Source organism: Streptomyces pallidus (ex Mingjun et al. 2026), from assembly GCF_051550185.1.
Lineage (GTDB): Bacteria > Actinomycetota > Actinomycetes > Streptomycetales > Streptomycetaceae > Streptomyces.
The window spans coordinates 3,091,041-3,116,862 of record NZ_CP196181.1 but is presented as its reverse complement, the minus strand read 5'-3'; the positions used below and the strand labels follow the sequence as shown (position 1 = coordinate 3,116,862).

Here is a 25,822-nt window from a genome sequence, read left to right as displayed (position 1 = left end):
GCCGGGTTACCAGCCGGCGGCGGTCACTGTCCGGGGGCGGTGGCGACGCCGATGGGGCAGGAGACGCCCGTGCCGCCTATGCCGCAGTAGCCCGCCGGGTTCTTGTCCAAGTACTGCTGGTGGTACCACTTCTCTTTACGCAGAATTAGTGACTCTTCGTAAAGGGGTGGGAAGTGAACGAAGCGGCGCCGGTGATCCCGGTTGTCTCGTACGCGCGTATCTCCGCCGACACGGCCAGGGACGGTCACGGCGTCGAGGATCAGCACAAGGTGAACGCGGAGACGGCGGCCCGTCTCGGCTGGACGATCGTGCACCGCTACACCGACAACGACCTGTCGGCGGCCAAGGCGGCGGTGGTGCGCCCGGACTTCGAGGCCATGGTGAAGGCGCTCAAGGCGGGCCACCTGCCGGACGGGCAGGCCGTGCGCGGCGTCATCGTCGTCGCGGATGACCGGCTCACGCGCAGGGCCGGAGACTACGAGCGGTTCGTGGACGCGCTCACGTACGAGGAAGGACGAATCTACGCCGACGCCAAGGGGTCGAAGAACCTCTACAGCGAGGACGTGGAGTCCATGGGCCTCTTCGGCGTCGTCATCTCCAAGATGGAGGTGCGCAAGATGCAGCGGCGTGCGCGCCGCTCGCACCGTGCCCGTGCCGAGCTGGGCATCCCGGTGGGCGGCAAGCGTCCGTTCGGTTGGAAGGACGACAAGCTCACGCTGGAGCCTGAGGAAGCGGCGTGGCTGGCGAAGGGCGCCCGTGAGGTGATCGCGGGCAAGTCCATGCACTCGATCCTCCGAGAGTGGCGGGAGGCCGGCGTCCGCACGATCAACGGCAAGGAGTGGGCGAGTCGCTCCCTCAAGCTCGCGCTGTGGAACCCGCGGCTGTGCGGGTGGCGGAAGCACAACGGAGAACTGGTCCGTGATGCCAACGGTGTGCCGGTCGTGGGCCGCTGGGAGCCGATCATCACCCCGAAGGAGTGGATGGCCATCGACGCTCTCTTCTCGGCCCGCGTTGGTCCCAACGTGAAGTCTGACGGAACGGTCACGGACTACCGAACCCCCTCGTACCTGCTGACCGGCATCCTCCGATGCGGAAAGCCCGGTGCGGACGGCCAGATCTGCAACTCGCCCCTCCGTGCGACCGTGCGGCCGGATCTCTCCGGCGGCTATCTCTATCAGTGCCCCAGTAAGGAAATGGGCGGCTGCGGTGGCACGGGACGCAATGGTGCCAAGATTGACGAATTCGTCACGGAAGCAGTGCTGGCGAAGCTGGAGGAACGGGCAGCCAGGACGGCGCATGTGGACGGGAAGTGGGCAGGCGAAGACGAGTTGGACCGCTTGACGCGGAAGCAGCGCAAGCTGCTCCAGGCTTGGCAGGAGGACCAGATCTCGGATGAGTTGTTCTTCCCTGAGAATCAGAGGATGGAATCCCGGGTCAAGGAACTACGTGCGGACCGGACGCGCCATGTCCTCAACCAGCAGCGTGCAGCCGAGGTCACCGGCGACGTACGCGAGCGCTGGAACTCTGGCAGGCTGGACCTGGCGCAGAAGCGTGCCCTGATCAGGGAGGCACTTCATGCGGTGATCGTCCTGCCGGTAGGCGGCGGAGGTCGACGCCCCTTCAACCCTGACCTGCTGGCCCCGAAGTGGCGCGACTGACAGCGAGCGCCTGAGACGGGCGCACACGGACGCTGACAGGCCCCGGCATTACGTCGGGGGCCGCTGTCAGGCACGGCTTGCCGGGCCGGGCAGGGCAGGTCGGGGGCAACACGGTTCGGCGAGCACCCCACGAGGGCGACGGAGTGGAAGACAGAGCCCTTCAGGTAGTGGCCGAGGGATACGTCTCCTCCCCACGTCAGCCGCTCGACAGCAGACTTCACAAGGAGAACCAGCCTGGTCACCTCCCGATCCTGCTCCGAGGCGAACCGGGGTGCGAACTCTGCGAGCTGGAGTCCCAGCCACTCGCTGGCCTCCTTGGGCTCCTCCCATGTCCCCCTGATCAGCGAGGGCGGTTTCATGAGCCAGTGCGCCGTCTGGATCGGAGGCAGGTCGGCAGTCGGAAACGCGGCCACGGCTTCTCGGTACCGGTCGTGCACCTCTTGCTCACTGGTCGCCGCCGGGGCCTGGCCGGGCGGTCTGCGGATGCTCTCCCTGTCGAACGTCTTCTTCTCTCCCACCCATGCGTAGCCGTGGTGGTGCACCGCTGCTCCGTTCCGAGAGATGACGACGGCCCCGCCCGTCGGCGTGAGGGCAGGGCCGTCAGTTGAGGTGGTGCCGTCGACCAGGCGGAGAGGTCGAAGCGGGTGGGGTCGATGCCCGCCGCGTCCAGCTCGGCCGTGGTGAAGCGCAGCGGCTCGGCGTCCGGGCGCTTGCTGTCGCCCATCGCCCACGCGTCCGGCCCGATCTTCGCGAAGGTCACGCACGCCTCGCCGTCCGGGTGGGTGTTGCCTCCGCACGCCTTGCTGAAGTGGGCTCCGGTGATGTCGAGTCCGTACAGGTCGGTCATCTTGTCCTCCTTGATTCAGATGAGTCGGCGGGCGCCGGCCACTATGCCGCAGGGGCACTACGCGATCGAGACCGAACCGTGGGGCGCTCCGTACGTGCCGCATCCGGACCAGGAAGACGGCGGGCCTGCGCAGCCGCGTGGGCCCTGGCGGAGTGATGAAGGGGTCCTCATGGTCTCGGCCGGGCCGCTCGACAACATCGTGATCCACCCCGATGACGCGCCCGACATCCAGCCGCTGCCGGACTGGGAGCTACGAGCCGTCCTGATCAGTACCCCGACGGGTGCGCGGACAGCCAGGCGGAGTGCTGGTCGCGCAGGCGGTCGCGTTCCTCGGGGGTGGGGAGGATGACGTCCGCGCCGCCGTCGTACGGGTGGTGGATCCGGGTGAAGCCGGGGTCCGTCACGAAGATGCCGGGCAGCGTGTCGTCCGCGACGGCGCGGAGGAGCGGGTCGAGGCAGCCGCGCTGCCAGGGGCGCCGGTCGGCGTAGAAGTACCAGCGCGTGTGGAAGGCCGGATCCGGGTCGTCGGTCTCGTCCAGGGTGGTCCACAGCGTGCCCTGCGGGTGGAGGGCGGCGCGGCGGGCCGCGTAGTCCGTCGGCTCGGACGGGTCGGCCCAGTCGGTGGTCACCACGTACGCCTCGCCGCCCGCGAAGAGCTCGTCGAGGACCGTGTTGTACCGGTCGAGGAGGACCGCGTACTCGGTCTCGTCCTGCGCGTAGCGCTTCGACTCCGGCAGGCTGTGGAAGCGCACCCAGCGGTCCGCGTAGGTCGTCTTCAGCTCCCACGGCAGCACCGGCCCGGCAGGCCGGTGGGCCTGCCAGAGCCGGGTCAGCCGCTCGTGCGCCGGGTCGGCGAGCAGCGGGCCGTTCATTCCCCGGGCGCCTCGGCGATGCCGATCGGGCAGGCCACGCCCGTCCCGCCGATGCCGCAGTAGCCGTTAATGTTGCGGTCGAGGTATTGCTGGTGGTTGCCCTCGGCGGGCCAGAACGGGCGGCCTTCGGCCGGGAGGACCGCCGTGGTGATCGGGCCGTAGCCGGACGCGTCCAGGACCTTCTGGTAGGCGTCGCGGGAGGCCTCGGCCGCGGCCTGCTGGGCGGGGGAGTGGGTGTACACCGCGGAGCGGTACTGGGTGCCCACGTCGTTGCCCTGGCGGAAGCCCTGGGTGGGGTCGTGGGACTCCCAGAACAGCTTCAGCAGGGTGGTGTAGGAGACGGCCGCCGGGTCGAAGACCACGCGGACGACCTCCGTGTGCCCGGTCATGCCGGAGCAGACCTCCTCGTACGTGGGGTTCTGCGTGTGGCCGCCCTGGTAGCCGACGAGGGTGGTCCACACCCCGGGGGTCTGCCAGAACTTCCGCTCCGCCCCCCAGAAGCAGCCCAGCCCGAAGTCCGCGACCTCCAGGTGCTCCGGGTAGGGGCCGGCGAGGGGGGTGCCGAGGACGGTGTGCTGCGGCGGCAGGGCGAACAGGGGCTCGGAGCGGCCCTGAAGGGCCTGCTCGGCGGTGGGGAGCTCGGGCGTGCGGCGGTACGAGAACATGGATTCCCTCCTTGGTACCTCCCTCAACGGACGGGGGCGGGCCCGGATTCCCCACCCGGGCCGAACGCCCCGGTGGAGGGTTTCCGGGCCCGCCCCCGTCGGCCGCTACCGCGCGTCCGCGGTCACGCGGACCGCCCAGTCGCGTGCGTACAGGTACCGCCGCTTCGGCTGCGCGTGGTACGACCACGGCACCGCGCCGACGTACCCGTCGATGTGGCGGAACTGCTCCACCGCCTCCGCGTCCCGGTCCTGCCAGAACAGCATCCAGGCCAGCATGTGCCGCAGCCGGACCGCCCGCCGGTCGCCGGGGTCGGCCGCCGCCAGGTCGGCGAGGGCGGCGTCGACCGCCGCGCGGACCTCGGGCTCCTTGTAGTAGTCCTCCGCCTGGAGCTCCTTGGTCCAGGCCTCGTTCTCGAAGTACGCGATCAGCGGCAGCAGCGACAGCAGCTCGCCCGGCTCGGCTCCGTCGGCCGCCTTCCGGGCGAAGCCGAGGGCCAGCTCGTGCGAGCCGCGCCACTTCGCGGCCCAGTACTGCAGGGCGCCGGTGTGCGCGCACAGCAGCTTGGGGGCGCGGGCCGTGATCTGCGCCCACAGCTCCTCGTACCGCTCGTGCGGGTAGCCCAGGCCCATCCCGATGGGCTGCTCCACCATGTACGGGACGGGGTCCGCTGGGTCGGCGAGCTGCTGGGCGGCGTGCGCGGTCCGCTCCGCCCCCAGGAGCAGCTCGCGGAAGATCCGGAACTGTTCCTGCGTGGTGCGGGCCCCGGACTGGCTGCCGCGCACGTTCCACGCGACCATGACGGCGGTGTCCGCCTCGACGAGCGCGGCCGTCGGATCGCCGGGCCGGGCCGCCTGCCAGGCCGCCAGCCAGGCGTCGTCCTGGGCGGCCGCCTCGGACAGGGCGCGCACGCGCTCCCAGCGCTCCTCCCAGTCCGTGCCGGCGGCGTCGATCCAGTCGGCGCCGGCCTGCCAGTCGCCGCCGCGGACGGCGGCCAGCGCGGCCGTCCGCTCCGGGGGCACGGGCTGCTCGTGCTCGGTGTCGAGGTCGGCCTCCGCGACGAAGCCGAGGGCGACGACGGCCGCGGCCTGCTCCGCCCTGGTCTGCTCCTCCAGGTCGGCGGTGTGGGCCCGCGTGGCCGCGATCTCCGCCTCCAGGGCGTCCGACCGGGCGTTCAGTCTCCGCGCCCTGCGCACGTAGTACACGGCGCGCAGCAGTTTGACGGCGCCCGCGAGCAGCAGGGCGCCGAGGACGGCGAGTGCGACGGTCACTTGGCGAGCACCAGCTTCCGCAGCGGTTCGGTGTCGCACCGGTCGGCGGCGGCCGCTTCCAGCGCGGACCGCAGCTGCTCCTCGAACTCCTCGGACGGGTAGCGCAGCGCTGCCGGGTCGGACCAGGACAGCTCCCAGCGGGCGGTGGCGCGGGCGGTGAGCTCGACGGTGGCGAGCTGGCCCAGGAGCCGGCGGACGACGGGGCGGGCGAACTCGCGGGCGGTGCGGCCGGTGGCCGCGGCGGCCTCCTCGGACTTGGGGAAGCGGTCGGCGACGCGCCAGCGCAGGTCCGGGTCGGCGTCGACGGCGTCGAGGACGGCCGCCAGGTCGGGGCCGCGGTCCGAGCCGTCGGCGGCGGCCGCGCCCTCCGCCGCGAAGGCCTCGCGGATGTCCTGGGCGCCCCGGTCGACGTACCGGGTCATGCTCTCGTGGACCAGTTCGGGCCAGTCGACCCGCTTCAGGGCGAGCGCCTGCGGGGTCAGCACGGCCTGCTCCAGCGCGGTCTGCGCGGCCTCGGGGGCCGAGAGCAGCTCCAGTGCGGGGCGGGCGTCGGCGTGGCTGCGGCCGTCGTCCGGCAGGGCCTCGATGCGGGCGACGCGTTCGGCGAGCGGCGGGTGGGAGTCGTACGGGTCGGCGGGCTCGGTGGGCAGCTCGCGGCGCATGTCGTCGAGTTCGCCGGTGCGGGCGTCGAGGAGGCTGCGCAGCCCGCCGAAGACCTGCCCCGGCCGGGGCAGCAGGTCGGCGCCGAGGCCGAGGGTGGCGTACGAGTCCATGTAGAACTCGTGGGCGGGGCCGAGGGCGTTGAACTCGCGCAGGGCGGAGGCGGCGGCGTCGCGGCCGGCGACGCGTACCGACGCCAGGTCGGCGGCGAGTTCCTGGCGGCGGCCGGAGGAGCGGGTGGCGCGCAGGTAGAAGCGGCCGTAAGCGGTGTAGATCTTCGCCATGGCGCGGTAGGTGGCGCCCTGGCCGCTGGTGTCGACCTCGTGGGCCTTCTTGCCCTTGGCGATTCGTTTCTGCGCCTTTTCCTCCTGCCGGGCCCGCTCCTTGGAGACCTTGGCGTCGGCGCGCTCGTGGAAGTGGGCGACGGTACGGGTGAGCTGGGCGCGCCCGCGGGCGATCAGCGGGGTGAGGCGGGTGTCGAAGTTGGCGTAGTGGCCCATCTCGTGGGCGAGGACGGCGCGCAGCTGCATCTCGTCCAAGCCGGTCATCAGCGGCAGCCCGAGGTACAGGCGGCGGGTGCCGGGGAGCAGGCCGAGCAGTCGCGAGTCCTCGCTGACGGCCGCGTTCACGTCGGAGGTCAGGACGATCTCGTCGGGGGCGCGGGTGCCGACCTGTTCGGCGACCTCGCGGACGGCCCGCCACAGGACCGGCTCCTGCTCGGGGCCGACGGGCACGCCGGGGACGGGCTCCCCCTTGGGGGTGCGGAGCATGAACATGCCGCGCACGATCGGGACGGCGAGGACGCCGGTGACGGCGATCAGTTTGAGCAGCGCGAAACCGCGCAGCCCGGCCGTGTACGCGCCGAAGTCGACGCCGGCGAGCACGGCCACCAGGACGAGGCCGAGCAGATAGAAGCCTGCGAGCAGGACGAGCGCGCGCAACGCGCGCAGTGAAGCGCCCATATGGGACAGATCCCCCCGGGGATGAAGACGGTGCGATGGTGCCGTGGGCGTGGTGCACCGCCCGGGCGCTCAGTCGGGGCCGGGGCCGGGTACGGGCGACCCGGCTGCCGCGGCGGTGCGCTGACGGTGCGGTGCGGTGCGTGCGACACCTGCGGCCGCGCCGGGTCGAAAGGCGGGCCGGTGGCGGAGCCGGGGTCGCCCGGACCCGCCGGCCGGCCCGACGGCCACGGGGGGATCATGCGGCCTCATGGTCACTTACGGCAACCTTATGGCCCGAAGGACGCTGCGTGCGGCGTGCTGCCCGCTCCGACGTGCGTCGTCCGTGGTGCGTCGTACGAGGGGCGCGTCGTACCTCGTACCTCGTACCTCGTACCTCGTGCGTCGTGCGTCGTGCGTCGTGCGTCAGCGGGGCAGGGTGGCCGGGGAGCCCCCGTTCGCCTCGTAGCCGGCGACGGCCAGCGCGCGGTACACCGCGTACTCGGCGGCCGGGTCCGACGAAGCGGACCAGGGCAGGGCGCCGACGCAGCCGTCCACGTGCCGCACCTGCTCCATGGCCTCCGCCCACCGCTCCATCGGCACCAGGAACGACAGCAGCATGTGCCGTACGTGCGCCAGCATCGGGTCGTCGGGCCGGGCCTGGTGCACCGCGTACAGCGCGCCCTCCACCGCCCGGGTCACCACCGCGCTCTGCCAGAACGGGGTCAGCACCAGGTCGGGCTTGTGCTCGTACACGGCGAACAGCGGCAGGGCCGCCAGCAGCGAACCCTGCGGGGCGCGGGCCGCCGCCGCGTGCGCGAAGGCGTCGGCCTTCTCCCGGGAACCGTGCCACTTCTCGCACCAGTAGTGCAGGGCGGCCAGGTGGGCGCCCATGTGGTTCGGGGCCACGTCGATGACCTTCGCCCACAGGTCGTCGAACTCCGCCTCCGAGTAGCCCAGCGCCCGGGCGACCGCCAGCTCCGTGACGTACGGGACCGGGTCGCCGGGGGCGAGCAGCACCGCCTTGCGGCAGGCCTCCCGCGCCTCCTCCAGGATGATCCGGTGGTCCTCGGAGCCGACGCCGCCCGAGTGCCGCCACGCCTGCTGCACCAGCAGCTCGGCGTGCACCTGCGCGCCGCCCGCGTCCTTCTCCGCCTGCAGCCGCCACGCCTTCAGCCAGGACGCGCCCACCCCGGGCTGCGCCACGAGCTCCAGGGCCGCTGCCCCGGCGAAGGCCTGGACCCGCTGCCAGCGCAGCTCCCCGTCCCGGGGGGTGCCGGCCAGCAGCTGGGAGGCGGCCCGCCACTGCCCGGTCCCCTGCACGACCGCGAGGGCGTCCATCAGGTCCTGGTCGGGCCCGGGGACCCGGATGTCGAGCTCCTCCTGGAGGGCGAAGCCGTAGTCCGCCGGGTCGGCGGCGTCGGGGCTGCCGGGCGGGACCAGGTGCAGGCCGGCGCGCCTGCGCCGTATGAGCGGACCGAGGGCGGCCAAGAGCAGGCCGACGGCGATCAGGAACCACAGAATCTCCATGCCCTCCAGCGAACCAGACCGACCCGCGCCGAGGCGAATGCGAACGCCGTGTTGCAGGACCCGTCCCGGGCACCGGCCGCGGGGTGGCGCACAGCCGTACGGGCCTTAGGCTCTGCCCATGAGCGACGACAGCCACGAGCACCAGAGCTTCGAAACCCGCGCCATCCACGCGGGCAACACGGCGGACCCGCTGACCGGCGCGGTCGTGCCCCCGATCTACCAGGTCTCCACGTACAAGCAGGACGGCGTGGGCGGCCTGCGCGGCGGCTACGAGTACAGCCGCAGCGCCAACCCGACGCGCACCGCGCTGGAGGAGAACCTCGCGGCGCTGGAGGGCGGCACGCGCGGCCTGGCCTTCGCGTCCGGGCTCGCGGCCGAGGACTGCCTGCTGCGCACGCTGCTCGCCCCCGGTGACCACGTGGTCATCCCGAACGACGCCTATGGCGGAACCTTCCGCCTCTTCGCGAAGGTCGTCTCGCGCTGGGGCGTGGAGTGGTCGGTGGCCGACACCTCCGACCCGGAGTCCGTGCGCGCCGCCCTCACCCCGAAGACGAAGGCCGTCTGGGTCGAGACGCCCTCCAACCCGCTGCTCGGCATCACCGACATCGCCGTGGTCGCCGAGATCGCCCGCTCGGCCGGCGCCAAGCTGGTCGTGGACAACACCTTCGCCTCCCCTTACCTTCAGCAGCCCCTCGCGCTCGGCGCGGACGTCGTCGTGCACTCGCTGACGAAGTACATGGGCGGCCACTCCGACGTCGTCGGCGGCGCCCTGGTCACCGCCGACGCCGCCCTGGGCGAGGAACTGGCCTACCACCAGAACGCGATGGGCGCCGTCGCCGGCCCCTTCGACTCCTGGATCGTGCTGCGCGGCATCAAGACCCTCGCGGTGCGCATGGACCGGCACGCGGAGAACGCGGCGAAGGTCGCCGAGATGCTGACCCGCCACCCCAAGGTGCACACGGTCCTCTACCCGGGCCTGGCCGAGCACCCGGGCCACGAGATCGCCGCCAAGCAGATGCGCAACTTCGGCGGCATGATCTCCTTCCAGGTCAACGGCGGCGAGGAAGCGGCCGTCGAGGTCTGCAACCGGGCCAAGCTGTTCACCCTCGGCGAGTCCCTCGGCGGCGTCGAGTCCCTCATCGAGCACCCGGGCCGGATGACGCACGCCTCGGTCGCCGGCTCTGCCCTGGAGGTCCCCGGGGACCTGGTCCGCCTCTCCGTCGGCATCGAGAACGTCGACGACCTGATCGCGGACCTCACCCAGGCCCTCGGCTGACGGACCGACGACACCGCCGGGCGGTGGCTACCAGCCCTCCAGGGGCGGGGAGACATCGCTCGGCGGGACCTCCCACGGGTGGGCCAGCGAGGCCCACACCGCGAAGGCCACCGCCGCCGCCAGCAGCAGCGTCCAGCCGGCCCGGCGCAGGATGCGCCGGCGGCGCAGCAGCCGGTCCCCGCGGGCCGCGGCGGCGGCCGCCAGCCCGGCCGGCACCACCGGGTACGGCCCCTCCATCAGCCGCCTGACCTGGGTCTCCTTGCGGTCGGGGACGCTCATGCGGCCTCCCCGCGGCGGGCCCGCAGCGCGGCCACCGCCCGCCCGGACAGCACCCGCACCCGCTCGACCGGCAGCCCCAGCTGCGCGGCCGCGACCTCGTGCGCCACCCCCTCGTACACGCACAGCACGAGCACGAGCCGTTCCAGAGGGGGAAGCGGGGCGAGAACGCCCCGGCCGCCGTGGTGGCGGCGCCCGGTGCGGGCGAAGGCGGCGCACAGCTCCTGGCGGGTGTGGTCGTAGGGGTCGTCGCCGCGCAACCGCTCCCAGTCGGCGTACGTACGGGCCAGCGCGCCTGCCAGCAGCCGGCGGGCGGCCGGGCAGTCGGCGCCGGACGCGGTGGCCGACGCGGCACCGGCCTCGGCCGTCAGCAGGACCGCGACGTGCAGGAGCCGCCCCGCCGCGCCCGCGACGAAGGCCTCGAACTCGGCGTAGGGCCCCGCTCGGTGGTCCACACGGCATATGGTGCGGGCAGGGGCACCGCCCCGGTCAAGGGGTCGGACGCGGGCTGCCTCAGGAGGCGGGCCCGGCCTCCGACACGGTGCCCATCAGCTCCGACAGCGAGCTGTTGAAGCGGGTCAGCAGTCCGGTGAACGCCTCCCGCTCCTCCTCGCTCCAGTCGTCCGTGACCCGGGCCATCAGCTCGCGCCGGGACACCCGGACCTCCTCCAGCCGGGCCAGCCCGCGCGGCGACAGGGCGAGGACCACCGCCCGCCCGTCCTCGGGGTGGGAGGTGCGCTTGACCAGCCCGGTGTCGACCAGCGGGGCGACCTGCCGGGTGACCGTGGAGGAGTCGATGCCCATGCCGCAGGCGAGGGCCTTCACGCCCATCGGGCCTTCCAGGTCGAGCCGGTTCAGCAGCAGGTACGCGGCGCGGTCCATCGAGTTGCGGGCCTGGCCGACCCCGCCCAGGCGGGTCTGCTCGGCGCGGCGTGCGAAGACGGCCACCTGGTGCTGGAGCGAGTCCAGGAGACCGGCTTCGGCGCGTGTTTCAGCCGCCGCGGGCAGGTCGGAATTGGCCGGGTTGGAAGGCATGGCCGTGAGCTCTCTTCGCGTGGGGCCGACAAGGATGGGGGACAGAGTACGCGGCCCCGCGGCGGCTCGTACGCCGCGTGGGAGAACTGGTACGACTGGTACGAGCCCGGTACGGATCCGGCGGGAATCCGCTACGGGCCGCTCCCCGGAGCCCGTCCCGCATGGCCGGATTTCGCCCCTTCCGCACGGGTCCGCCCGGTCCGCCGGCACACGCGCCCGTGACCGGTGGGGGCTGCGAGACTGGCGACATGAACCACCTCGTGCTGCAGCCCGTTCCGCCCGTCATCCTCGACGACGTCCGCGGCGCACAGAAGATGCTCTCGGGCGTCGCCCGGGTCACCCCGATGGAAGGCAGCCGGCACCTCTCCGCCCTCACCGGCGCCCCCGTCCACTTCAAGTGCGAGAACCTCCAGCGCACCGGCTCCTTCAAGCTGCGCGGGGCGTACGTGCGCATCGCCGGCCTGCGGCCCGAGCAGCGGGCGGCCGGCGTCGTCGCCGCCAGCGCGGGCAACCACGCACAGGGCGTGGCCCTCGCCTCCTCGCTGCTCGGCGTGCACGCGACCGTGTTCATGCCGGTCGGGGCGCCGCTGCCGAAGGTCGCCGCGACCCGTGAGTACGGCGCCGACGTACGACTGGAGGGCCACGTCGTCGACGAGACGCTGGCCGCGGCCGAGGAGTACGCGGACCGCACCGGCGCGGTGTTCATCCACCCCTTCGACCACCGCGACATCGTCGCCGGCCAGGGCACCGTGGGCCTGGAGATCCTGGAGCAGTGCCCCGAGGTGCGCACGATCCTCGTCGGGGTCGGCGGCGGCGGCCTCGCGGCGGGCATCGCCGTCGCGGTGAAGGCGCTCCGGCCGGACGTGCGGGTGATCGGGGTGCAGGCGGCGGGCGCGGCCGCGTACCCGGTCTCGCTCCGGGCGGGCCACCCCGTCTCGATCGACAACCCGAGCACCATGGCCGACGGCATCAAGGTCGGCCGCCCCGGCGACGTCCCGTTCCGGATCATCGCCGAACTGCTCGACGACGTCCGCACGGTCTCGGAGGACGAGCTCTCCAGCGCCCTGCTGCTCTGCCTGGAACGGGCCAAGCTGGTCGTCGAGCCGGCCGGCTGCGCCCCGGTGGCCGCGCTGCTGAGCGAGCCCGGGCTGTACGGGGCCGGCCCGGTGGTGGCCGTCCTGTCCGGCGGGAACGTCGACCCGCTGCTGCTCCAGCGGATCCTGCGGCACGGCATGGCGGCGGCGGGCCGCTACCTGTCGCTGCGGCTGCGGGTGGCGGACCGGCCGGGAGCGCTGGCCGGGCTGCTGTCGGTGCTGTCGGTGCTGGACGCGAACGTGCTCGACGTCAGCCACGTACGGACCGATCCGCGGCTGGGGCTGACGGAGGTGGAGGTCGAGCTGCACCTGGAGACGAAGGGCCCGGAGCACTGCACGGAGGTCGCGCGCTCGCTGCACGCCGCCGGTTACGCGGTCATCGGCTGAAACGGCTGAGCCCCCTCGGACCGGTCCGAGGGGGCTCAGCGGGGTGCGTGTTCTTCTTCCGACCGTCTTCTTCCGACCGTCTTACGGGGTGATCAGCCGGTGAACGGCTTGACGTCGAGGATCCGGACCGAGGCCTTCTTGCCGTTGGGCAGCTCGTACTCGGCGTCCTCGCCGACCTTCTTGCCCAGTACGCCCGCGCCCAGCGGGGACTGCGGGGAGTAGGTCTCGAAGTCGTCCGAGGCGTACTCGCGGGAGGCGAGCAGGAAGGACATCGTGTCGTCCTCGTCGCCGTCGAAGGCGATCGTGACGACGGTGCCCGGAGCGACCTCGCCCTCGGCCGCCGGAGCCGTGCCGACCTTGGCGTTCTCCAGCAGCTGCGTCAGCTGGCGGACGCGGAGCTCCTGCTTGCCCTGCTCCTCCTTGGCCGCGTGGTAACCGCCGTTCTCGCGCAGGTCGCCCTCCTCGCGGGCCGCTGCGATCTTGATGGCGATCTCCGTGCGTGCGGGACCAGAGAGGTAGTCCAGCTCGGCCTTCAGCTGGTCGTACGCCGCCTGGGTCAGCCAGGTGACGCTCTCGCTCGTCTGGGTCACGGGTGCTCCTCGTCGGTACAGGGGACTACTTGTCCGCCGGTGGCGGGCGAAACCACGAGCCTAACAATTCGGGAAGAAAAGGGGGAGGACGCCATGTGTATGAAGTGCGTCATCGGGCCCCTGAGCAGCAACGGGACCAAAGTGCCGCCCGGACCGCGCCCGGCGTGCCACCGTCGTTCCGCCCCGGCGTGCCGCGTGCCCGCCGGGGGAAGGTCAGCCCGCGGACCCCGCCGCCTGGCAGCCGACCAGTTCGATCATAGTGGCGCGGCCCGTGGTCTTCAGCGTGACGAGCTCGTCGATGCGCGACTGCTCCTGGGCGAAGGTGAAGTCCGCGCGGCCCACCTCGCCGTGCCCCTCGTCCTGGGAGATCAGGGTGCACACCCCGGTCACCGAGGCCTCCTTGCGCACCTCCAGGTGCACCTTCACCTCGGAGTCCGACACCACCTGGAACTTGATCACCTCGGCGCTGACGTCCTTGCCGGCGACGTAGTCCCAGCCGATCCAGCCGACGAGGGCCAGCAGGCCGGCGCCGAGCACCGAGCCGACGATCTTGAGCGTGCGGTCCGCGCGCTCGTCGGCCGACCGGCCGTAGCGGCCCTCGGGCAGGCCCTCGCGCACCGTGCTCATGATCGTTCCTTCCGAGAGTGCCGGGTTCCACTTGGCTCCGGGCTCCCCCCGGAATTTTTCCGCCCCCCGATTCGGTCACTATAGGAGCCGTCCGCCTGACGAATCACAGAGGATCCTGTCTTGACCGAGCAGCTGCGATTGATGGCCGTCCACGCCCACCCCGACGACGAGTCGAGCAAGGGCGCGGCCACCATGGCCAAGTACGTGTCCGAGGGGGTGCCCGTGCTGGTGGTCACCTGCACCGGCGGCGAGCGAGGCTCGATCCTGAACCCCAAGCTCCAGGGTGACAAGTACATCGAGGAGAACATCCACGAAGTCCGCGCCAAGGAGATGGAGGAAGCCCGCCAGATCCTCGGCGTCGAGCAGGAATGGCTCGGCTACGTCGACTCCGGCCTGCCCGAGGGCGACCCGCTGCCCCCGCTGCCCGAAGGCTGCTTCGCCCTGGAGGACGTGGACGAGGCGGCCGGCCGCCTGGTGCAGAAGATCCGCGCCTTCCGGCCGCAGGTCATCACCACGTACGACGAGAACGGCGGCTACCCGCACCCCGACCACATCATGACCCACAAGATCACGATGGTGGCCTTCGACGGCGCGAACGACGCCGAGAAGTACCCCGAGGCCGAATTCGGCCCCGTCCACCAGCCGCAGAAGCTCTACTACAACCAGGGCTTCAACAAGCCGCGCACCATCGCCCTCCACGAGGCGCTGCTCTCCCGCGGCATGGAGTCCCCCTACGGGGAGTGGCTGGAGCGGTGGAAGGAGTTCGAACGCAAGGAGCGGACCCTGACCACGCACGTCCCCTGCGCCGACTTCTTCGAGATCCGCGACAAGGCGCTCATCGCGCACGCCACGCAGATCGACCCCGACGGCGGCTGGTTCCGCGTCCCCATGGAGATCCAGAAGGAGGTCTGGCCCACGGAGGAGTACGAGCTCGCCAAGTCGCTCGTCGACACCTCCCTCCCCGAGTCCGACCTCTTCGCGGGCATCCGGGAGAATGCGTAGCCATGAGCGCTACACAGGCTGCACTGATCCAGCTCGTTCCGCTGGCCGGCGACACCTTCGACAAGAACAAGGTGACGCCCGGGGTCCTGGGCTTCCTCGTTTTCGCGGCCCTCGCCCTCGGGGTGTGGGGGCTGATGAAGTCGATGAACCGGCACATGGGGCGGGTGGACTTCGAGGAGGCGCCGGAGCCGGCCCCCACCCCGAAGCCGACCCCTTCGGCCTAGCCGCCGCGACCACCGCCCCGCCCGGCCCACCCGGCCCCCGGCCCGGCCTGACGGCCCTGGCCCTACCCCGGCCTGGCGGCGCGGCCCCGGCCTAACGGCCCCGGCCCTGCCGGCCCCCGGCCCGGCCCAACGGCTCCGGCTTAACGGCCCCGGCCCGGTCTGTTGGCCCCCGGCCCGGCCTGACGGCCCCGGCCTGGTCTGTTGGCCCCCGGCCCCGCCTGCCACCGGCCTGGCGGCGCGGCCCCGGCCTCGCGGCACCGTCCGGAGGCACGGCCGCCCTCGGCCAGGGCGCGGTGGCGCGGGCCCGGTTGCCGGGGCCCGGGTTCGCGACCCCGCCCGACGGTGCACACCGCCGGGCGGGTCGTCCGGCATGCCGCTGCGGGGTTCGCTGCCGCTGCGCGGAGCCGTTCCCCACCCCGCCCCTTCCCGAAACCGGGGCTCCGCCCCCGGCCCCTGCGCCTCAAACGCCGGCGGGGCTGGGATGCGCGTCGGCGGCTGGGAGTCGGGGCTTCGCTCCGGAGCCCGTTCCGGGCGCTGCGCGCCCGGTGCGCTCAAACGCCGCGCGGGCTGATCTTCCAGCCCCGCCGGCGTTTGAGGCGCGGGGGTACGGGGGCGGAGCCCGCAGGGGTCCGGGCGGAGCCCGGTTTCGGGAAGGGGCGGGGTGGGGAACCGGTCCGCGCAGCGGCATGCGGCAGGGGCCACCAGGGAACCGGTCCGCGCAGCGGCATGCGGCGAGCCGGCCGCGCGGCCGGCCCAGGGAGAAGACGGCTGCGCGCAGCGGCGTGGGGCGGGGGCCGCCGGGGAACGGCTTCGCGCAGCGGTACGGCGAGCCGGCGGTGCGGTCGGCACCCCGGCCCGGGGAACGCTGCGGGCCGTCAGGGGGACATCGGCAGGGGGACGCCCATGATCTCGCGGGCCCCGAGGGCCGGGGTCAGGCCCAGGCGCCACGCCTGCCACCCCTCGGCCGGGTCCACCCCCCGCCCCAGCACCACCGCGTACGCGTCCAGGCAGTCCCCCAGCCGGCCGTCCCGCGCCGGATGCGGCGCCTCCGCCAGGCGGGCGAGCTCGGCCCGTGCCTCCTCCACGCCAGCGATCCCCGGCACGGCGTACGGCAGCAGCGTGCACCGCAGGAACCGCGCCCAGTCCTCCCCCCGCCGGTCCCCGTACGAGATGAACAGCCGGGCGGCCTCCTCGCACAGGCCCAGCGCCTGTTCGACCCGTTCGTTGCCGGCGTCGACGACCGCCAGCTCGATGCAGGTCCAGGCCTCCCCGTGGGCGAGGCCGATCCGCCGGAAGTCGGCCCGGGCGTCGACGAGGAGCTGTCGGGCGAAGCCGGAGTTCTTCAGGTTGCCGGTCTGGGCGGCCCGCTGGTCGCGGGTGACGCGGCCCGAGTGGTGCCGGGTGTACGCCAGCCCGTACACGTCACGCATCCGCGAGAACATGGTCCGGGCCCGCTCCAGCTCCCGTACGGCCTGGTCGAGGTCGCCGGCCTCCTCCAGCGCCTGCCCGAGGTAGTACAGGGTCCACGCCTCGCCGCGGGCGTCCTCCGCTTCCCGGTGCCGGGCCAGCGCCTCCCGTAGCTGGTCCGCGGCCGGTCCGGGGTCCGCGTCCACCACGCGGGCCCGGCCCAGCTGGGTCAGGGCCCAGGCCCGGCCGCGGTCGTCGCGGGTGCGCCCGTACAGGTCGAGGGCGAGCCGCAGCTCCTCCTCGGCCCGCGGTACCGCGCCGAGCCGCAGGTACACCTGCCCCAGTTGGAAGTGCGCCCAGGCTTCGCCGTGCACGCTCTCGTTCTCCTGGTGCAGGGCCAGTGACTGTTCGAGCAGGGCCATGGCCTCGGCGAGCCGTGCCCGGTCGCGTTCCACCGCGGCCAGGGCGTGCAGGCCCCAGGCCCGGTCGCCGGCGAGCTTGTCGGGCTCCTGGAGTTCCAGTGCCTCGCGGATCCGGGCCGCCGCCTCCGCCAGCTGCCCCTGGTGGTGGAGGGTGATGCCGAGCGAGATCAGCGCCATGCCCGCCCCGGCGTCCTGCTGTGCTTGCCGGTACTGGTCGACGACCGACGTCAGGGTGGTGCGGGCCTTGTCCAGTTCGCCGAGCTGGCGGGCGGCGATGCCGGTGCGCCACTGCACCGATCGGACGAGCCGGCCCTGGCCCGGCTGGCCCCGGCGGGCCGCTTCCACCGCCTGGGTCAGCTCGTTGATCTCGCCCAGCCGGTACAGATCCCCGCGCAGCAGGCAGAAGTCGCACAGCGCGCCCAGCAGGTCCAGCACCGCCTGGAGGTCGACGTCCTCGGTGTGCCGCAGCGCCGCGGTGATGAAGCTCGATTCCTCGTCCAGCCAGCGCAGTGCCGCGTCGAGGGAGGGGAAGCCGTGGCCGCCGAAGTGGTCGGCGCGGGTCGACGTCTTGCCGTCGACCATCCGGATCACGGCGTCCGCGAGCTGCGCGTGATTGCGGATCAGCCGGCCGTGCGCGGCCGAGGACTCGGCCCGGTCCTCGTCGGCGGCCAGCCGCGCCGCCGCGTACGAGCGCACCGCGTCGTGCATGCGGAACCGTTCCCCGCGTACGGGGTCCAGCAGGCCCGCCCGGGCCAGCTCGTGGAGCAGCCGTCCGGCGGCCGCCCGGTCCGTGTCGATGAGCGCCGCCGCGGCCGACGGGCCGAGGGAGGCCCGCCCGGCCAGGGTGAGGCGGCGCAGCAGCCGGCGTCGCTCCTCGGGCAGGCAGGCGTAGGCGAGGCCGAGGGCCCGCTCCAGCCCGGACCCGGGCGTCCCGGCGGCGGGGGCGGGGGCGGGCGGCGTCTCGGCGGCTGCGGCCAGGGCTTCCGGAGCGGTCGCGGCGACCGGGGCGAGGACGCGCAGGGCCAGCGGCAGTCCGCCGGCCACGGCGAGGAGTCCGGGCGGGGGGTCCTCCCGGCCGTCGCCGGTGGTGTCCGCCGCTGCCCGGAGCAGGTCGGCGGCGTCGGTGTCGGCCAGCGGTTCCACGGGGAGCTGGTACACCCAGGCCTTGGTGTCGGGCAGCTCCAGCGGCTGCCGCGCGGTCACGAGGACCAGGCTCTCGGACCGCTCGGGCACGAGCATCCGGACCTGCTCGGCGTCCACCGCGTCGTCGAGCACCACCGTGACGGGCAGCCCCTGCAGGTGCTGGTGGTAGAGCTCGGCGAGCCGCCGCACCTGCTGCCCGGCCGAGGCACCGTCGCGGAACAGCAGCTGCTCGCGGGGTGCGCCCAGCCGGTTCAGCAGGTGCAGCAGTGCCTCCCGGGTCGGCAGCGGCGCCTCCCCGCCGCCGGTGGCGCCGCCGGCCTGCTCACCGGTCGCGCCGCCGGCTTCCCCGTCGGTCGGGCCGCCGCCCCGCAGGTCCACCACGCACGCGCCCCGGAACTGGTCGCGCAGGGCGTCCGCGGCCCGCAGCGCCAGGGCCGTGCGGCCGGCTCCGGGCCCGCCGTGCAGGACGACGACCACCGGGCGGGTCTCCGTGCTGGCCCGTGCCGCCTGCACCCACTGCGCGATCCGGCTGAGCTCGGCCCGCCGCCCGGTGAACGCGGCCGCGGCCTGCGGGAGTTGTGCCCACGACTGCTCCAGTGTGCGGCGCCGCCGGGCCTCCGTGCTGCGGTCGCCGCCGCGCAGCTGCGGGCCGGCGGCGGGGCGCGGGGCCTGCCGGGCGGCCTGGCGGGCCGCGGCCGCCACTGCCCGCTGCTGTTCCAGGAACGGGCGTATACCGCGCACCTCCAGCGCCGTCAGCCACTGGAGCCTCAGCTGCTCGGGTCCGCCGGGCCGCCCCCGTTCGCCGGCCCGGCGGTTCGCGGCGGGCAGGTGCAGGGCCGTCACCTTGGCGACCGCGGCGGCCGCACCGGCGACCCCGGTGACGGCACCGGCGACCAGGGCCGTCCCCGCCGCCACGCCCAGCGAGAGGTCCACGCCGGCGGCCGCGACCGCCGCCACCGCCGTGACCAGCAACGCCGTCGAGGTGTCCTGCCGCCGGAAGGCCTCGCCGAGGGACTCCTCCCCGTCGGCCGCCTCGTCCAGGGCCCGTACGTACGCCTCGTACTCGTCGGCGGCGCTCGCCGCGAGCGCGTCCAGTGTCCGAAGGCCGCGCGCCAGCAGGGCCTCCCGGTCGACCGGTGCACCCGTCCCGGCAGCCCGCCGGGCCTCCTCGTCCACGGCCCGTTGCAACAGTCGCTCGGCCTCACCGCGATGGCTGTCCCGCATCGGCATCCCCTCAAGAGAGCTCCGGCAACTGCCCCAAGTGTGGGACCGCACGGCCCCGCGCGACAGGTAACTTGAGCTAGATCAGAGGGAGTTGGCCCGCATTCGGGAAACCCCGTGCATATATGTACGCGTCCGGCCCGCCCGGTCGGCGAACGCCCGCGCAGGGTGACGGACGGGGGTCAGACGAACGGCACGGTGAGGCACGCGAGGCGCGACCCGGCGCTCCCCGCATGGCCCGGCCCCGTGGCGGTCGGGTGCTCGTGCACCACGACCGAGCGGGCGTCGCCGACCCGGATCCGCCAGGTGACGGCCGTCTGCGAACGGCCGTCGCCGCGCGCGTCCGTGGTCAGGTCCAGCCAGACCTCGTTGCGCGGGTTGGCGTACGCCGGGTCGACGGAGGGCTGCACCGGGTCGGCGAGGTCCTGGTAGTGCGATCCGGCGGCCGCCGGATCGGTCCCGCAGGGCTTGCGGTGCACGTGCGCGCCGAAGGTCCGGTTCGCCTTGACGCCCTCCAGCCGCAGCTCGATCCAGGTGCCCTGCGCGCCGGCCCGCTCGGTCACCCGGATCCGGCTGCCGGCGGGTACGTGCCCGGGGGCGTAGGTGACCGCGCCGTACCCGGCGTCGTCGGCGGCCTTCCGGAAGGTGCCGGAGACGCTCACCGCGCCCTGTCCGGGGCTGGGGGTGCCCACGCCTGCCGCCAGGGCCAGCGACGCGGCGAGCACCGTCGTCATCGAGGCCATCTCGGCCCTCCTCGGTCGGGTGTGCAGGCCGTACCCCATGCTGACCCAGGATCCGCAGGCCCACGACTCCCGCGCGGCCGATCGGGCACCCCGGCCCGGGCCCCGGGGGCACGCGGCGGCGGCCCGTACACTCCGGCAAGATCCAACTGCACGTTCCGGGGGACCTGATGACGGTACGAGAGATACGCACGGCGGCCAGGTTGATCGGCCGCCGCACCACCCTGCGCTACCTGGCGCTCGGTGCCGGCGCGGCGCTGCTGTCCGCCTGCACGGGCAAGGACAAGCCGGCCACCTCTCCCACCTCTCCTGCCCCTTCCACCACATCCGCCGCGTCCACCTCGCCTTCCGCACCGGCCTCGCCGTCGGCCACGGCCACGGCCACGGCACCGCCCACACCCACGCCCGCCGCCACGGGAGTGGTGGGCCGGGCCTTCGCCGAGTTCGTCAAGGGCGCGTGGACGATCAGATCCACCCTGCCCGGCGGCGGCATCGGCGGCCGCAAGGACACCGGCCGGGCCACCGTCCGCGAGGACGGCACCTGGACGATCGTCTGGTCCGGCATCGCCGGCACCTGGACCGGCCGCTGGTCCATGCACCGCGGTCGGCTGGACCTCCAGGTCCTCACCGGCCCGGCGCACCTCACGGACCCCGACGTCTCCACCTCCTCCGCGCAGAAGGTGCCCGAGACGGTGAAGGACGACTTCGGGATCAACCTCCCCTGGTACCCGATGGGCGCCCAGGACCTGTTCGGCCGCCTGGAGGTCGCGTACAACGGGACCGATCTGCGGATCCGCCACTTCGACATGTCGGGCGTCATGTCCATACACATGTGCGCCCGCGCCTGACTCCCCCCGGCACCTCCACCGACCGGACCCCCGCCCGAGGGCGGGGGTCCGTGCCCGTGACCTCCGCGATGCCCCGCTAGGGTCCTGCACGCGGCTCTAGCTCCCGGCCGCCACTGAGGCGCCGTCAGGGCCTCGCGACCCACCGCCCCGCCCTGCCCCCGCCCCGCGAACGGCGACATCTCTTTCGCCACCGGCGGGCGCCTCCCGCGTGATCCGCAGCCGAGACGGCCGTCACGCGCGCCCCCGCGGCGCCACCGACCCGCCACCCGAGGCGCCCGGGTACCCGATCGGCTACCCCGAACGGAGCCCTCCGACCGGCTACCCCGAACGGCGCGCGCCGATCGGCTACCCCGAACGGCTACCCCGATCGGCACCCCGGGCGGGACGCCTTCCGGTACTCCGTTATAGCCCGTCGAACGATCTCCCACTTACTCCTATGGCGCGGGGAAGATTGAACTGCCCAATTGGATAACGTCGTTATAGTTGGCAAATCAAAGGAAGGTCCCATGAGCCTGCCCGAGCATTGGTGGAGTGCCAGCAAGAGTTATGCCTCGGAGATCCTCTCACTGCTCGCAGCCGCGCCGGATCGTGAATTCGTCCATTGGCGCGGTGAAGCCTTCTCCGGTGGTGACCTGGTCCGGTCCGTGACCGACGCGTTCCTCGCACTGCGCAATCGCGGAGTGGGTAAGGGGGACGTCGTCGCGATTCTGGTCGCGCCCAACAGCCCGGAAATGCTCACCGTGCGCTACGCGACACATCTGCTCGGCGGCGCCGTGTGCTACGTGCGAACCACCAATCCCGGTACCAGGGCGACGGTCCTTCCGCTGGATCACCAGATCCAGATCCTGCGCGAAACCGAAGCCGTCACCATCTATGCCGATGCCGAGGGTGCGGAGCGCGCGGCAGAGCTCGCCGACGGCAGCGGAATCCCCGTCACGCGGATCCAGCGCGGGGAAAGCGATGGGGCCGCCGGGGTCGATGTCGCCGAGATCCCCGACGCCGTGTCGTGGGACCCGGATGCGCTGGCCTTCATCGGCTTCACGAGTGGCAGCACGGGACGCCCCAAGGGCATCCGGCTGTCGGGCCGCGCGTGGGAAGCCACCATGCGTGCGTGGATGGGCGTCGGTCGCGAATACGACTGCGCGTCGATCCTGGTGTCGACCCCCCTGAGCCACGGCGTCGCCACGATGGCGGACGCCGTCTTCGCCCTGGGTGGAGCGCTCTACCTCCACGAGACCTTCGACGCCGAGAAGTTCGTGGACACGGTCTCCGCGGAGAAGGAGGTCTCGTGGACGTTCATGGCGACGAACCACGTGTTCCAGGTCATCGACCACCTGCTCGAGCGAGGAATCCGCGACAGGGCCGCTTTTGAGGCCGCGGGCCTGTCTTCGCTGAAGAGGATCGTCTACGGCGGCAGCCCCGCGGCGCCCGCTCGCATCGCGCAGGGCTACCAGATCTTCGGCGCTTCCCTGGCGCAGGGGTACGCCACGAGCGAGAGCGGTCGGATCACGATCCTGACGCCCGAGGAGCACGGAGACCCGGAACTCGCGGCCACCGTCGGCCGGCCCTTCCCCGAGGTGGAGGTCACCGTCTGCAACTCGAACTCGGGCGAACAGCTGGCCGTAGGGGAAATCGGCGAGGTCCGTGTCCGCTCGCCCCAGATGATGGACGGCTACAACGGCAACCCGGAACTGACTGCGCAGGTCCTCCGTGACGGCTGGTACTTCACCGGCGACATCGGCCGTCTCGACGAGCGCGGCTACCTGACCCTCCTGGGCCGGGTGGCCCACGTCATCAAGGTCGGCGGCGTCAAGGTCCACCCCATCGTTCTCGAGGCGGAAATCCTCTCCCACCCGGGTGTCCGGCACGCCGCCGTCTACGGCGTACAGGACGCGGACGGAAGCGATCACATCCACGCCGCGATCGAATGCGATCCGGCCGAGGTGGTCGACATAGAAGACATCCGCGCGGGAATTGCTGAGGCGCTTTCCCCGATTCACGTGCCGGAGAAGATCCACGTCTTGGGCGAGCTGCCGATGAACAGCAACGGCAAGCCCGACAAGGTGCTCCTGAAGTCGAAATACGCCTAGCGCACCTCCCGGTTCGCAGGTCAATCCAACCGCTACGTCGAGAAGGCGAGTGAATGAACGTTCACCTGGCGTCATACCTGAGTGGGAACACCGCTGAAGATCTTGCTGGAAGCAAGCGCGAGTTCCTGGAGATCGGCCGTCGTTCCGGTCAGTACCCCATGGCCAGCGCGCGGCGCGACGGGGTCGACTCCGAAGTAAGTGTCTGGTGCAGCAACGACTATCTGGGGATGGGGCAGAACAGCGAGGTCATCGCGGCCATGCACGCTGCGATCGACACGCACGGCGTGGGCTCCGGCGGCTCCCGCAACATCGGTGGAACCAACCACTACCACGTCCTCCTCGAAAACGAGCTGGCGGATCTGCACGGCAAGGAGGCCGCTCTCCTCTTCACGTCGGGCTACACGGCCAACGAGGGGTCCCTCTCCATCCTCGCGGGGCTGCCGAAGGACACCATCGTCTTCTCCGACGCGAAGAACCACGCCTCGATCATCGACGGTCTCCGGCACAGCGGCGCGAAGAAGCACGTCTTCCGGCACAACGACGTCGCCCACCTGGAAGAACTCATCGCTGCGGCTCCCGCCGACAGCCCGAAGCTCATCGTCGTGGAATCCGTCTACTCCATGTCGGGCAACGTCGCGCCGCTCGCCGAGATCGCCGACATCGCGGACAAGTACGGTGCCACGACCTTCGTCGACGAGGTCCACGCGGTCGGCATGTACGGCCCGCAGGGCGCCGGCATCGCCGCGCGGGAAGGCATCGCCGACCGGTTCACGGTCGTGATGGGTACCCTGGCGAAGGGGTACGGAACGGTCGGCGGCTACATAGCGGGACCGGCGGCCCTCGTGGACGCGGTGCGGACCTACTCGCGCTCGTTCGTCTTCACCACCTCGCTGCCGCCGGCGGTCGCGGCCGGTGCGCTGGCGTCGGTCCAGTACCTCCGGTCCTCCGATGTCGAGCGGAAGCTCCTCTCGGAGAACGCGCAGCACCTGCACAAGCTTCTGATCGAGGCCGACATCCCGTTCATCTCGACGGACTCCCACATCGTCGCGGCTTTCATCGGTGACGACGACCTGTGCAAGCGGGCGTCCCAGCTGATGTTCGAGCGGCACGGGATCTACGTGCAGTCCATCAACGCGCCCAGCGTGCCCGCGGGCGAGGAGATCCTGCGCATCGCGCCGTCGGCCGTGCACGACCAGAACGAGGTCGAGGAATTCGCCCGGGCCCTGGACGGGGTCTGGAAGGAACTGGGCATCCCGACCGCGAGCGCCCGGGACTGGTTCACGTCCGGGCTCCGCGGTGGCGGCGCCCGCACCGCCGCGGAAGACGGACTGCGGTAGCGATGACCATCTCAGTTGCCGGCGTGCTGGCCGACACGGCGGCGCAGCGACCCGACCACTCTGCCTTGATCTACCAGTCCGAGCACTACACCTACGGGTGGCTGTGGGAACAGGCGCGCCGCTACGCCTCCGTGCTGCGGGCCAACGGGGTACGGCCAGGAGATCGGGTCGCTCTGCTCCTGGTCGACACCCCGCAGTTCCCCGTCGTGTACTTCGGCGTGCTGGCGGCCGGCGCCGTCGCGATCCCGCTGAACGTCATGTCGACCGCGGCGGAGATCGACCACGTCCTGACCGATGCCGACGCCCGCTTCCTGGTGTGCGCCGCCGCCTTGCTCGCCCAGGCGAGCAAGGCGGCGGAGCCGCTCGGCACGGTGCTCCTCACCGTCGGCCCGGGCCCCGCGGGCACGGTCGACCTGGAGGACGCGGCACAGCACGCGACGCCGATCGACGATTCCGCGGTGCGGGAACCCGACGACGTGGCGGTCGTGTTCTACACGTCCGGTACGACGGGCAAGCCGAAGGGGGTCATGCTCACCCACCGGAACGTCCTGCACAACGTCGAAAGGATGGTCACCACTCCGTACACGTTCCGGAGTGACGACGTACTGCTCGGCTGTCTGCCGCTGTCGCACGGCTTCGGTCAGATCTGCGGCATGCTGACCGGCTTTCGCGCCGGCATATCCATCGTCATGATGCCGAGGTTCTCCGGACGAGAGGCCCTCGCGCTGATGACGGAACACCGGTGCACGGTGTTCATGGGCGTGCCGACCATGTACGTCGGGTTGCTCGATGCGGTGGCCAAGGGAGGACAGGTTCCCCGGCTCGACCGCGTGTACAGCGGCGGATCCGCCCTCCCGGTCAAAACCCTCGAGGACGTTCGAAGCGTGTTCGACTGTCCCGTGTACGAGGGCTACGGGATGACCGAGACCTCCTGCAGCGTCGCCTACCACTATCCGGGGATCACCTTCCGCTCCGGAACGGTCGGTGTTCCGATCACCGGCGTCACCGTCGGCATAGCCCGGCCGAACGCCGACGGGATCGAACTCCTGCCCGTCGGTGAGGTCGGCGAGATCGTGGTGCGCGGTCCGAGCGTCATGTCCGGATACCTCGGCCGTCCCGAGACCACCGCCGAGGTCCTGATCGACGGCTGGTTCCTCACCGGCGATCTCGGCAGGCTGGACGACGACGGCTACCTGTCGGTCGTGGGCCGCAAGAAGGACCTGATCCTGCGCGGCGGCTACAACGTCTACCCGCTCGAAATCGAGGAGATCCTCGTCGGGCACCCGGCCGTGGCACAGGTGGCGGTCATCGGTGTTCCGCACCCCGTGCTGGGTGAGGAGGTCTGGGCGGTCGTCGTGCCCGCCCGGCCGGAGGAAATCACCTCTGGATCGGGTGAAGACATCATCGAATGGGCCAAACAGCGTCTCGCCGCATACAAGTACCCCCGGCGGGTCGAGTTCACCGACGCCCTCCCGTTGGGGCCCAGCGGAAAAGTCATCAAGCGGGTGCTCGTCTCGCAGTACGAGCCGATCGCCAGCGCGTAGCTGACATCGAAGAGCCCCCGCTCTCGGATCCGGTCCGGCTCCGGATCGTTCGTCTCCCCACGCGGCTCACCAGCCGCCACGGACATCACACGGGCTCGGCGCCGCAGCACGGCTGCGGTG

At 72.3% G+C, this 25,822-nt stretch carries 21 protein-coding genes and 3 pseudogenes; 9 read left to right on the top strand and 15 right to left on the bottom strand.

From position 1 onward, the window contains the following. Positions 1-23 precede the first annotated feature (23 nt). A pseudogene (locus ACSHWO_RS13305) lies at positions 24-125 on the bottom strand (peptide-methionine (S)-S-oxide reductase MsrA); the annotation flags it as partial. A gap of 48 nt (positions 126-173) precedes the next feature. Between ACSHWO_RS13305 and ACSHWO_RS13300 the strand changes: the two are divergent. Next, positions 174-1,658, top strand: a complete 1,485-nt coding sequence (locus tag ACSHWO_RS13300; protein ID WP_438312021.1) for a recombinase family protein — start codon at positions 174-176, stop codon at positions 1,656-1,658. 80 nt (positions 1,659-1,738) lie between these two features. Here ACSHWO_RS13300 and ACSHWO_RS13295 read toward each other — a convergent pair. The 7 genes and pseudogenes from ACSHWO_RS13295 to ACSHWO_RS13265 form a co-directional block, all read right to left on the bottom strand. Further along, positions 1,739-2,200, bottom strand: a pseudogene (locus ACSHWO_RS13295) (hypothetical protein); the annotation flags it as partial. 83 nt (positions 2,201-2,283) lie between these two features. Beyond that, positions 2,284-2,505: pseudogene (locus ACSHWO_RS13290) on the bottom strand (DUF397 domain-containing protein); the annotation flags it as partial. A 266-nt stretch (positions 2,506-2,771) separates the two neighbouring features. Continuing rightward, complete coding sequence (locus ACSHWO_RS13285) at positions 2,772-3,377, bottom strand: DUF3885 domain-containing protein (protein WP_438312019.1); 606 nt, start codon at positions 3,375-3,377, stop codon at positions 2,772-2,774. After that, positions 3,374-4,042 (bottom strand): peptide-methionine (S)-S-oxide reductase MsrA, encoded by a 669-nt coding sequence (gene msrA, locus ACSHWO_RS13280; RefSeq protein ID WP_438312017.1) that lies wholly within the window; start codon positions 4,040-4,042, stop codon positions 3,374-3,376. The genes ACSHWO_RS13285 and msrA overlap by 4 nt, the downstream gene beginning before the upstream one ends. 105 nt (positions 4,043-4,147) lie before the next feature. Beyond that, positions 4,148-5,311 carry a hypothetical protein gene (locus ACSHWO_RS13275; RefSeq protein WP_361093344.1) on the bottom strand — a complete coding sequence of 388 codons (1,164 nt, stop codon included), beginning with the start codon at positions 5,309-5,311 and terminating at the stop codon, positions 4,148-4,150. Next, positions 5,308-6,933: a M48 family metallopeptidase gene (locus ACSHWO_RS13270; protein ID WP_438312014.1), complete on the bottom strand. Its 1,626-nt coding sequence runs from the start codon at positions 6,931-6,933 to the stop codon at positions 5,308-5,310. Before ACSHWO_RS13270 ends, ACSHWO_RS13275 begins: the two co-directional genes overlap by 4 nt. 402 nt (positions 6,934-7,335) lie before the next feature. After that, positions 7,336-8,439, bottom strand: coding sequence for a hypothetical protein (locus ACSHWO_RS13265; protein ID WP_361093338.1), 1,104 nt, complete (start codon positions 8,437-8,439; stop codon positions 7,336-7,338). Between the two features lie 118 nt (positions 8,440-8,557). Here ACSHWO_RS13265 and ACSHWO_RS13260 point away from each other — a divergent pair, with 118 nt between their 5' ends. After that, positions 8,558-9,715: a cystathionine gamma-synthase gene (locus ACSHWO_RS13260; RefSeq protein ID WP_361093335.1), complete on the top strand. Its 1,158-nt coding sequence runs from the start codon at positions 8,558-8,560 to the stop codon at positions 9,713-9,715. A gap of 27 nt (positions 9,716-9,742) precedes the next feature. Here the strand turns inward: ACSHWO_RS13260 and ACSHWO_RS13255 are convergent, their stop codons facing one another. The 3 genes from ACSHWO_RS13255 to ACSHWO_RS13245 are packed head-to-tail and all read right to left on the bottom strand — an operon-like array spanning position 9,743 to position 11,026. After that, a complete protein-coding gene (locus tag ACSHWO_RS13255) occupies positions 9,743-9,994 on the bottom strand; it encodes a hypothetical protein (protein WP_438312011.1) in 252 nt (83 codons plus the stop codon). Continuing rightward, entirely contained in the window at positions 9,991-10,446 is a 456-nt protein-coding gene (locus tag ACSHWO_RS13250; RefSeq protein ID WP_438312008.1) for a sigma factor-like helix-turn-helix DNA-binding protein, read from the bottom strand. The genes ACSHWO_RS13255 and ACSHWO_RS13250 overlap by 4 nt, the downstream gene beginning before the upstream one ends. A 58-nt stretch (positions 10,447-10,504) precedes the next feature. Next, positions 10,505-11,026: a MarR family winged helix-turn-helix transcriptional regulator gene (locus tag ACSHWO_RS13245; protein ID WP_361093326.1), complete on the bottom strand. Its 522-nt coding sequence runs from the start codon at positions 11,024-11,026 to the stop codon at positions 10,505-10,507. Between the two features lie 248 nt (positions 11,027-11,274). On the opposite strand from ACSHWO_RS13245, the gene ilvA reads away from it, so the two are divergent. Then, positions 11,275-12,507, top strand: coding sequence for a threonine ammonia-lyase (gene ilvA, locus ACSHWO_RS13240; protein WP_438312006.1), 1,233 nt, complete (start codon positions 11,275-11,277; stop codon positions 12,505-12,507). Positions 12,508-12,599: 92 nt separating this feature from the next. Here ilvA and greA read toward each other — a convergent pair whose 3' ends face one another. Further along, a complete protein-coding gene (gene greA / locus ACSHWO_RS13235) occupies positions 12,600-13,097 on the bottom strand; it encodes a transcription elongation factor GreA (protein ID WP_361093320.1) in 498 nt (165 codons plus the stop codon). Positions 13,098-13,310: 213 nt separating this feature from the next. Then, complete coding sequence (locus tag ACSHWO_RS13230; RefSeq protein WP_385847446.1) at positions 13,311-13,724, bottom strand: DUF4307 domain-containing protein; 414 nt, start codon at positions 13,722-13,724, stop codon at positions 13,311-13,313. 120 nt (positions 13,725-13,844) lie between these two features. Here ACSHWO_RS13230 and mca point away from each other — a divergent pair, with 120 nt between their 5' ends. Together mca and ACSHWO_RS13220 are read left to right on the top strand one after the other, a co-directional pair. Next, positions 13,845-14,726: a mycothiol conjugate amidase Mca gene (mca, locus tag ACSHWO_RS13225; RefSeq protein ID WP_385847449.1), complete on the top strand. Its 882-nt coding sequence runs from the start codon at positions 13,845-13,847 to the stop codon at positions 14,724-14,726. Between the two features lie 2 nt (positions 14,727-14,728). After that, positions 14,729-14,950, top strand: a complete 222-nt coding sequence (locus ACSHWO_RS13220) for a hypothetical protein (RefSeq protein WP_361093312.1) — start codon at positions 14,729-14,731, stop codon at positions 14,948-14,950. Positions 14,951-15,825: 875 nt separating this feature from the next. Here the strand turns inward: ACSHWO_RS13220 and ACSHWO_RS13215 are convergent. Further along, positions 15,826-19,146 (bottom strand): tetratricopeptide repeat protein, encoded by a 3,321-nt coding sequence (locus tag ACSHWO_RS13215; RefSeq protein WP_438312002.1) that lies wholly within the window; start codon positions 19,144-19,146, stop codon positions 15,826-15,828. Between the two features lie 179 nt (positions 19,147-19,325). Then, the gene (locus ACSHWO_RS13210) at positions 19,326-19,886 is read right to left on the bottom strand and encodes a superoxide dismutase family protein (protein ID WP_438312000.1); all 561 of its coding nucleotides are present in this window, start codon (positions 19,884-19,886) and stop codon (positions 19,326-19,328) included. 167 nt (positions 19,887-20,053) lie between these two features. On the opposite strand from ACSHWO_RS13210, the gene ACSHWO_RS13205 reads away from it, so the two are divergent. The 4 genes from ACSHWO_RS13205 (at position 20,054) to ACSHWO_RS13190 (ending at position 25,702) form a co-directional block, all read left to right on the top strand. Then, positions 20,054-20,731 (top strand): hypothetical protein, encoded by a 678-nt coding sequence (locus ACSHWO_RS13205; RefSeq protein ID WP_438311998.1) that lies wholly within the window; start codon positions 20,054-20,056, stop codon positions 20,729-20,731. Between the two features lie 506 nt (positions 20,732-21,237). Further along, the gene (locus ACSHWO_RS13200; RefSeq protein WP_438311996.1) at positions 21,238-22,821 is read left to right on the top strand and encodes a class I adenylate-forming enzyme family protein; all 1,584 of its coding nucleotides are present in this window, start codon (positions 21,238-21,240) and stop codon (positions 22,819-22,821) included. Positions 22,822-22,874: 53 nt separating this feature from the next. Continuing rightward, positions 22,875-24,158 (top strand): 5-aminolevulinate synthase, encoded by a 1,284-nt coding sequence (gene hemA, locus ACSHWO_RS13195; RefSeq protein ID WP_438311994.1) that lies wholly within the window; start codon positions 22,875-22,877, stop codon positions 24,156-24,158. A gap of 2 nt (positions 24,159-24,160) precedes the next feature. After that, entirely contained in the window at positions 24,161-25,702 is a 1,542-nt protein-coding gene (locus ACSHWO_RS13190; protein ID WP_438311991.1) for a long-chain-fatty-acid--CoA ligase, read from the top strand. Positions 25,703-25,822: the final 120 nt, after the last annotated feature.

Bases quoted from the DNA above. Each gene is read 5' to 3' on its own strand.
- ACSHWO_RS13260 (WP_361093335.1), top strand. From the start codon at position 8,558: ATGAGCGACGACAGCCACGAGCACCAGAGCTTCGAAACCCGCGCCATC.
- ACSHWO_RS13245 (WP_361093326.1), bottom strand. From the start codon at position 11,026: ATGCCTTCCAACCCGGCCAATTCCGACCTGCCCGCGGCGGCTGAAACA.
- ACSHWO_RS13270 (WP_438312014.1), bottom strand. From the start codon at position 6,933: ATGGGCGCTTCACTGCGCGCGTTGCGCGCGCTCGTCCTGCTCGCAGGC.
- msrA (WP_438312017.1), bottom strand. From the start codon at position 4,042: ATGTTCTCGTACCGCCGCACGCCCGAGCTCCCCACCGCCGAGCAGGCC.
- ACSHWO_RS13220 (WP_361093312.1), top strand. From the start codon at position 14,729: ATGAGCGCTACACAGGCTGCACTGATCCAGCTCGTTCCGCTGGCCGGC.
- ilvA (WP_438312006.1), top strand. From the start codon at position 11,275: ATGAACCACCTCGTGCTGCAGCCCGTTCCGCCCGTCATCCTCGACGAC.
- ACSHWO_RS13215 (WP_438312002.1), bottom strand. From the start codon at position 19,146: ATGCGGGACAGCCATCGCGGTGAGGCCGAGCGACTGTTGCAACGGGCC.
- ACSHWO_RS13200 (WP_438311996.1), top strand. From the start codon at position 21,238: ATGAGCCTGCCCGAGCATTGGTGGAGTGCCAGCAAGAGTTATGCCTCG.
- ACSHWO_RS13285 (WP_438312019.1), bottom strand. From the start codon at position 3,377: ATGAACGGCCCGCTGCTCGCCGACCCGGCGCACGAGCGGCTGACCCGG.
- ACSHWO_RS13265 (WP_361093338.1), bottom strand. From the start codon at position 8,439: ATGGAGATTCTGTGGTTCCTGATCGCCGTCGGCCTGCTCTTGGCCGCC.
- ACSHWO_RS13190 (WP_438311991.1), top strand. From the start codon at position 24,161: ATGACCATCTCAGTTGCCGGCGTGCTGGCCGACACGGCGGCGCAGCGA.
- ACSHWO_RS13230 (WP_385847446.1), bottom strand. From the start codon at position 13,724: ATGAGCACGGTGCGCGAGGGCCTGCCCGAGGGCCGCTACGGCCGGTCG.
- ACSHWO_RS13205 (WP_438311998.1), top strand. From the start codon at position 20,054: ATGACGGTACGAGAGATACGCACGGCGGCCAGGTTGATCGGCCGCCGC.
- ACSHWO_RS13210 (WP_438312000.1), bottom strand. From the start codon at position 19,886: ATGGCCTCGATGACGACGGTGCTCGCCGCGTCGCTGGCCCTGGCGGCA.
- ACSHWO_RS13255 (WP_438312011.1), bottom strand. From the start codon at position 9,994: ATGAGCGTCCCCGACCGCAAGGAGACCCAGGTCAGGCGGCTGATGGAG.
- hemA (WP_438311994.1), top strand. From the start codon at position 22,875: ATGAACGTTCACCTGGCGTCATACCTGAGTGGGAACACCGCTGAAGAT.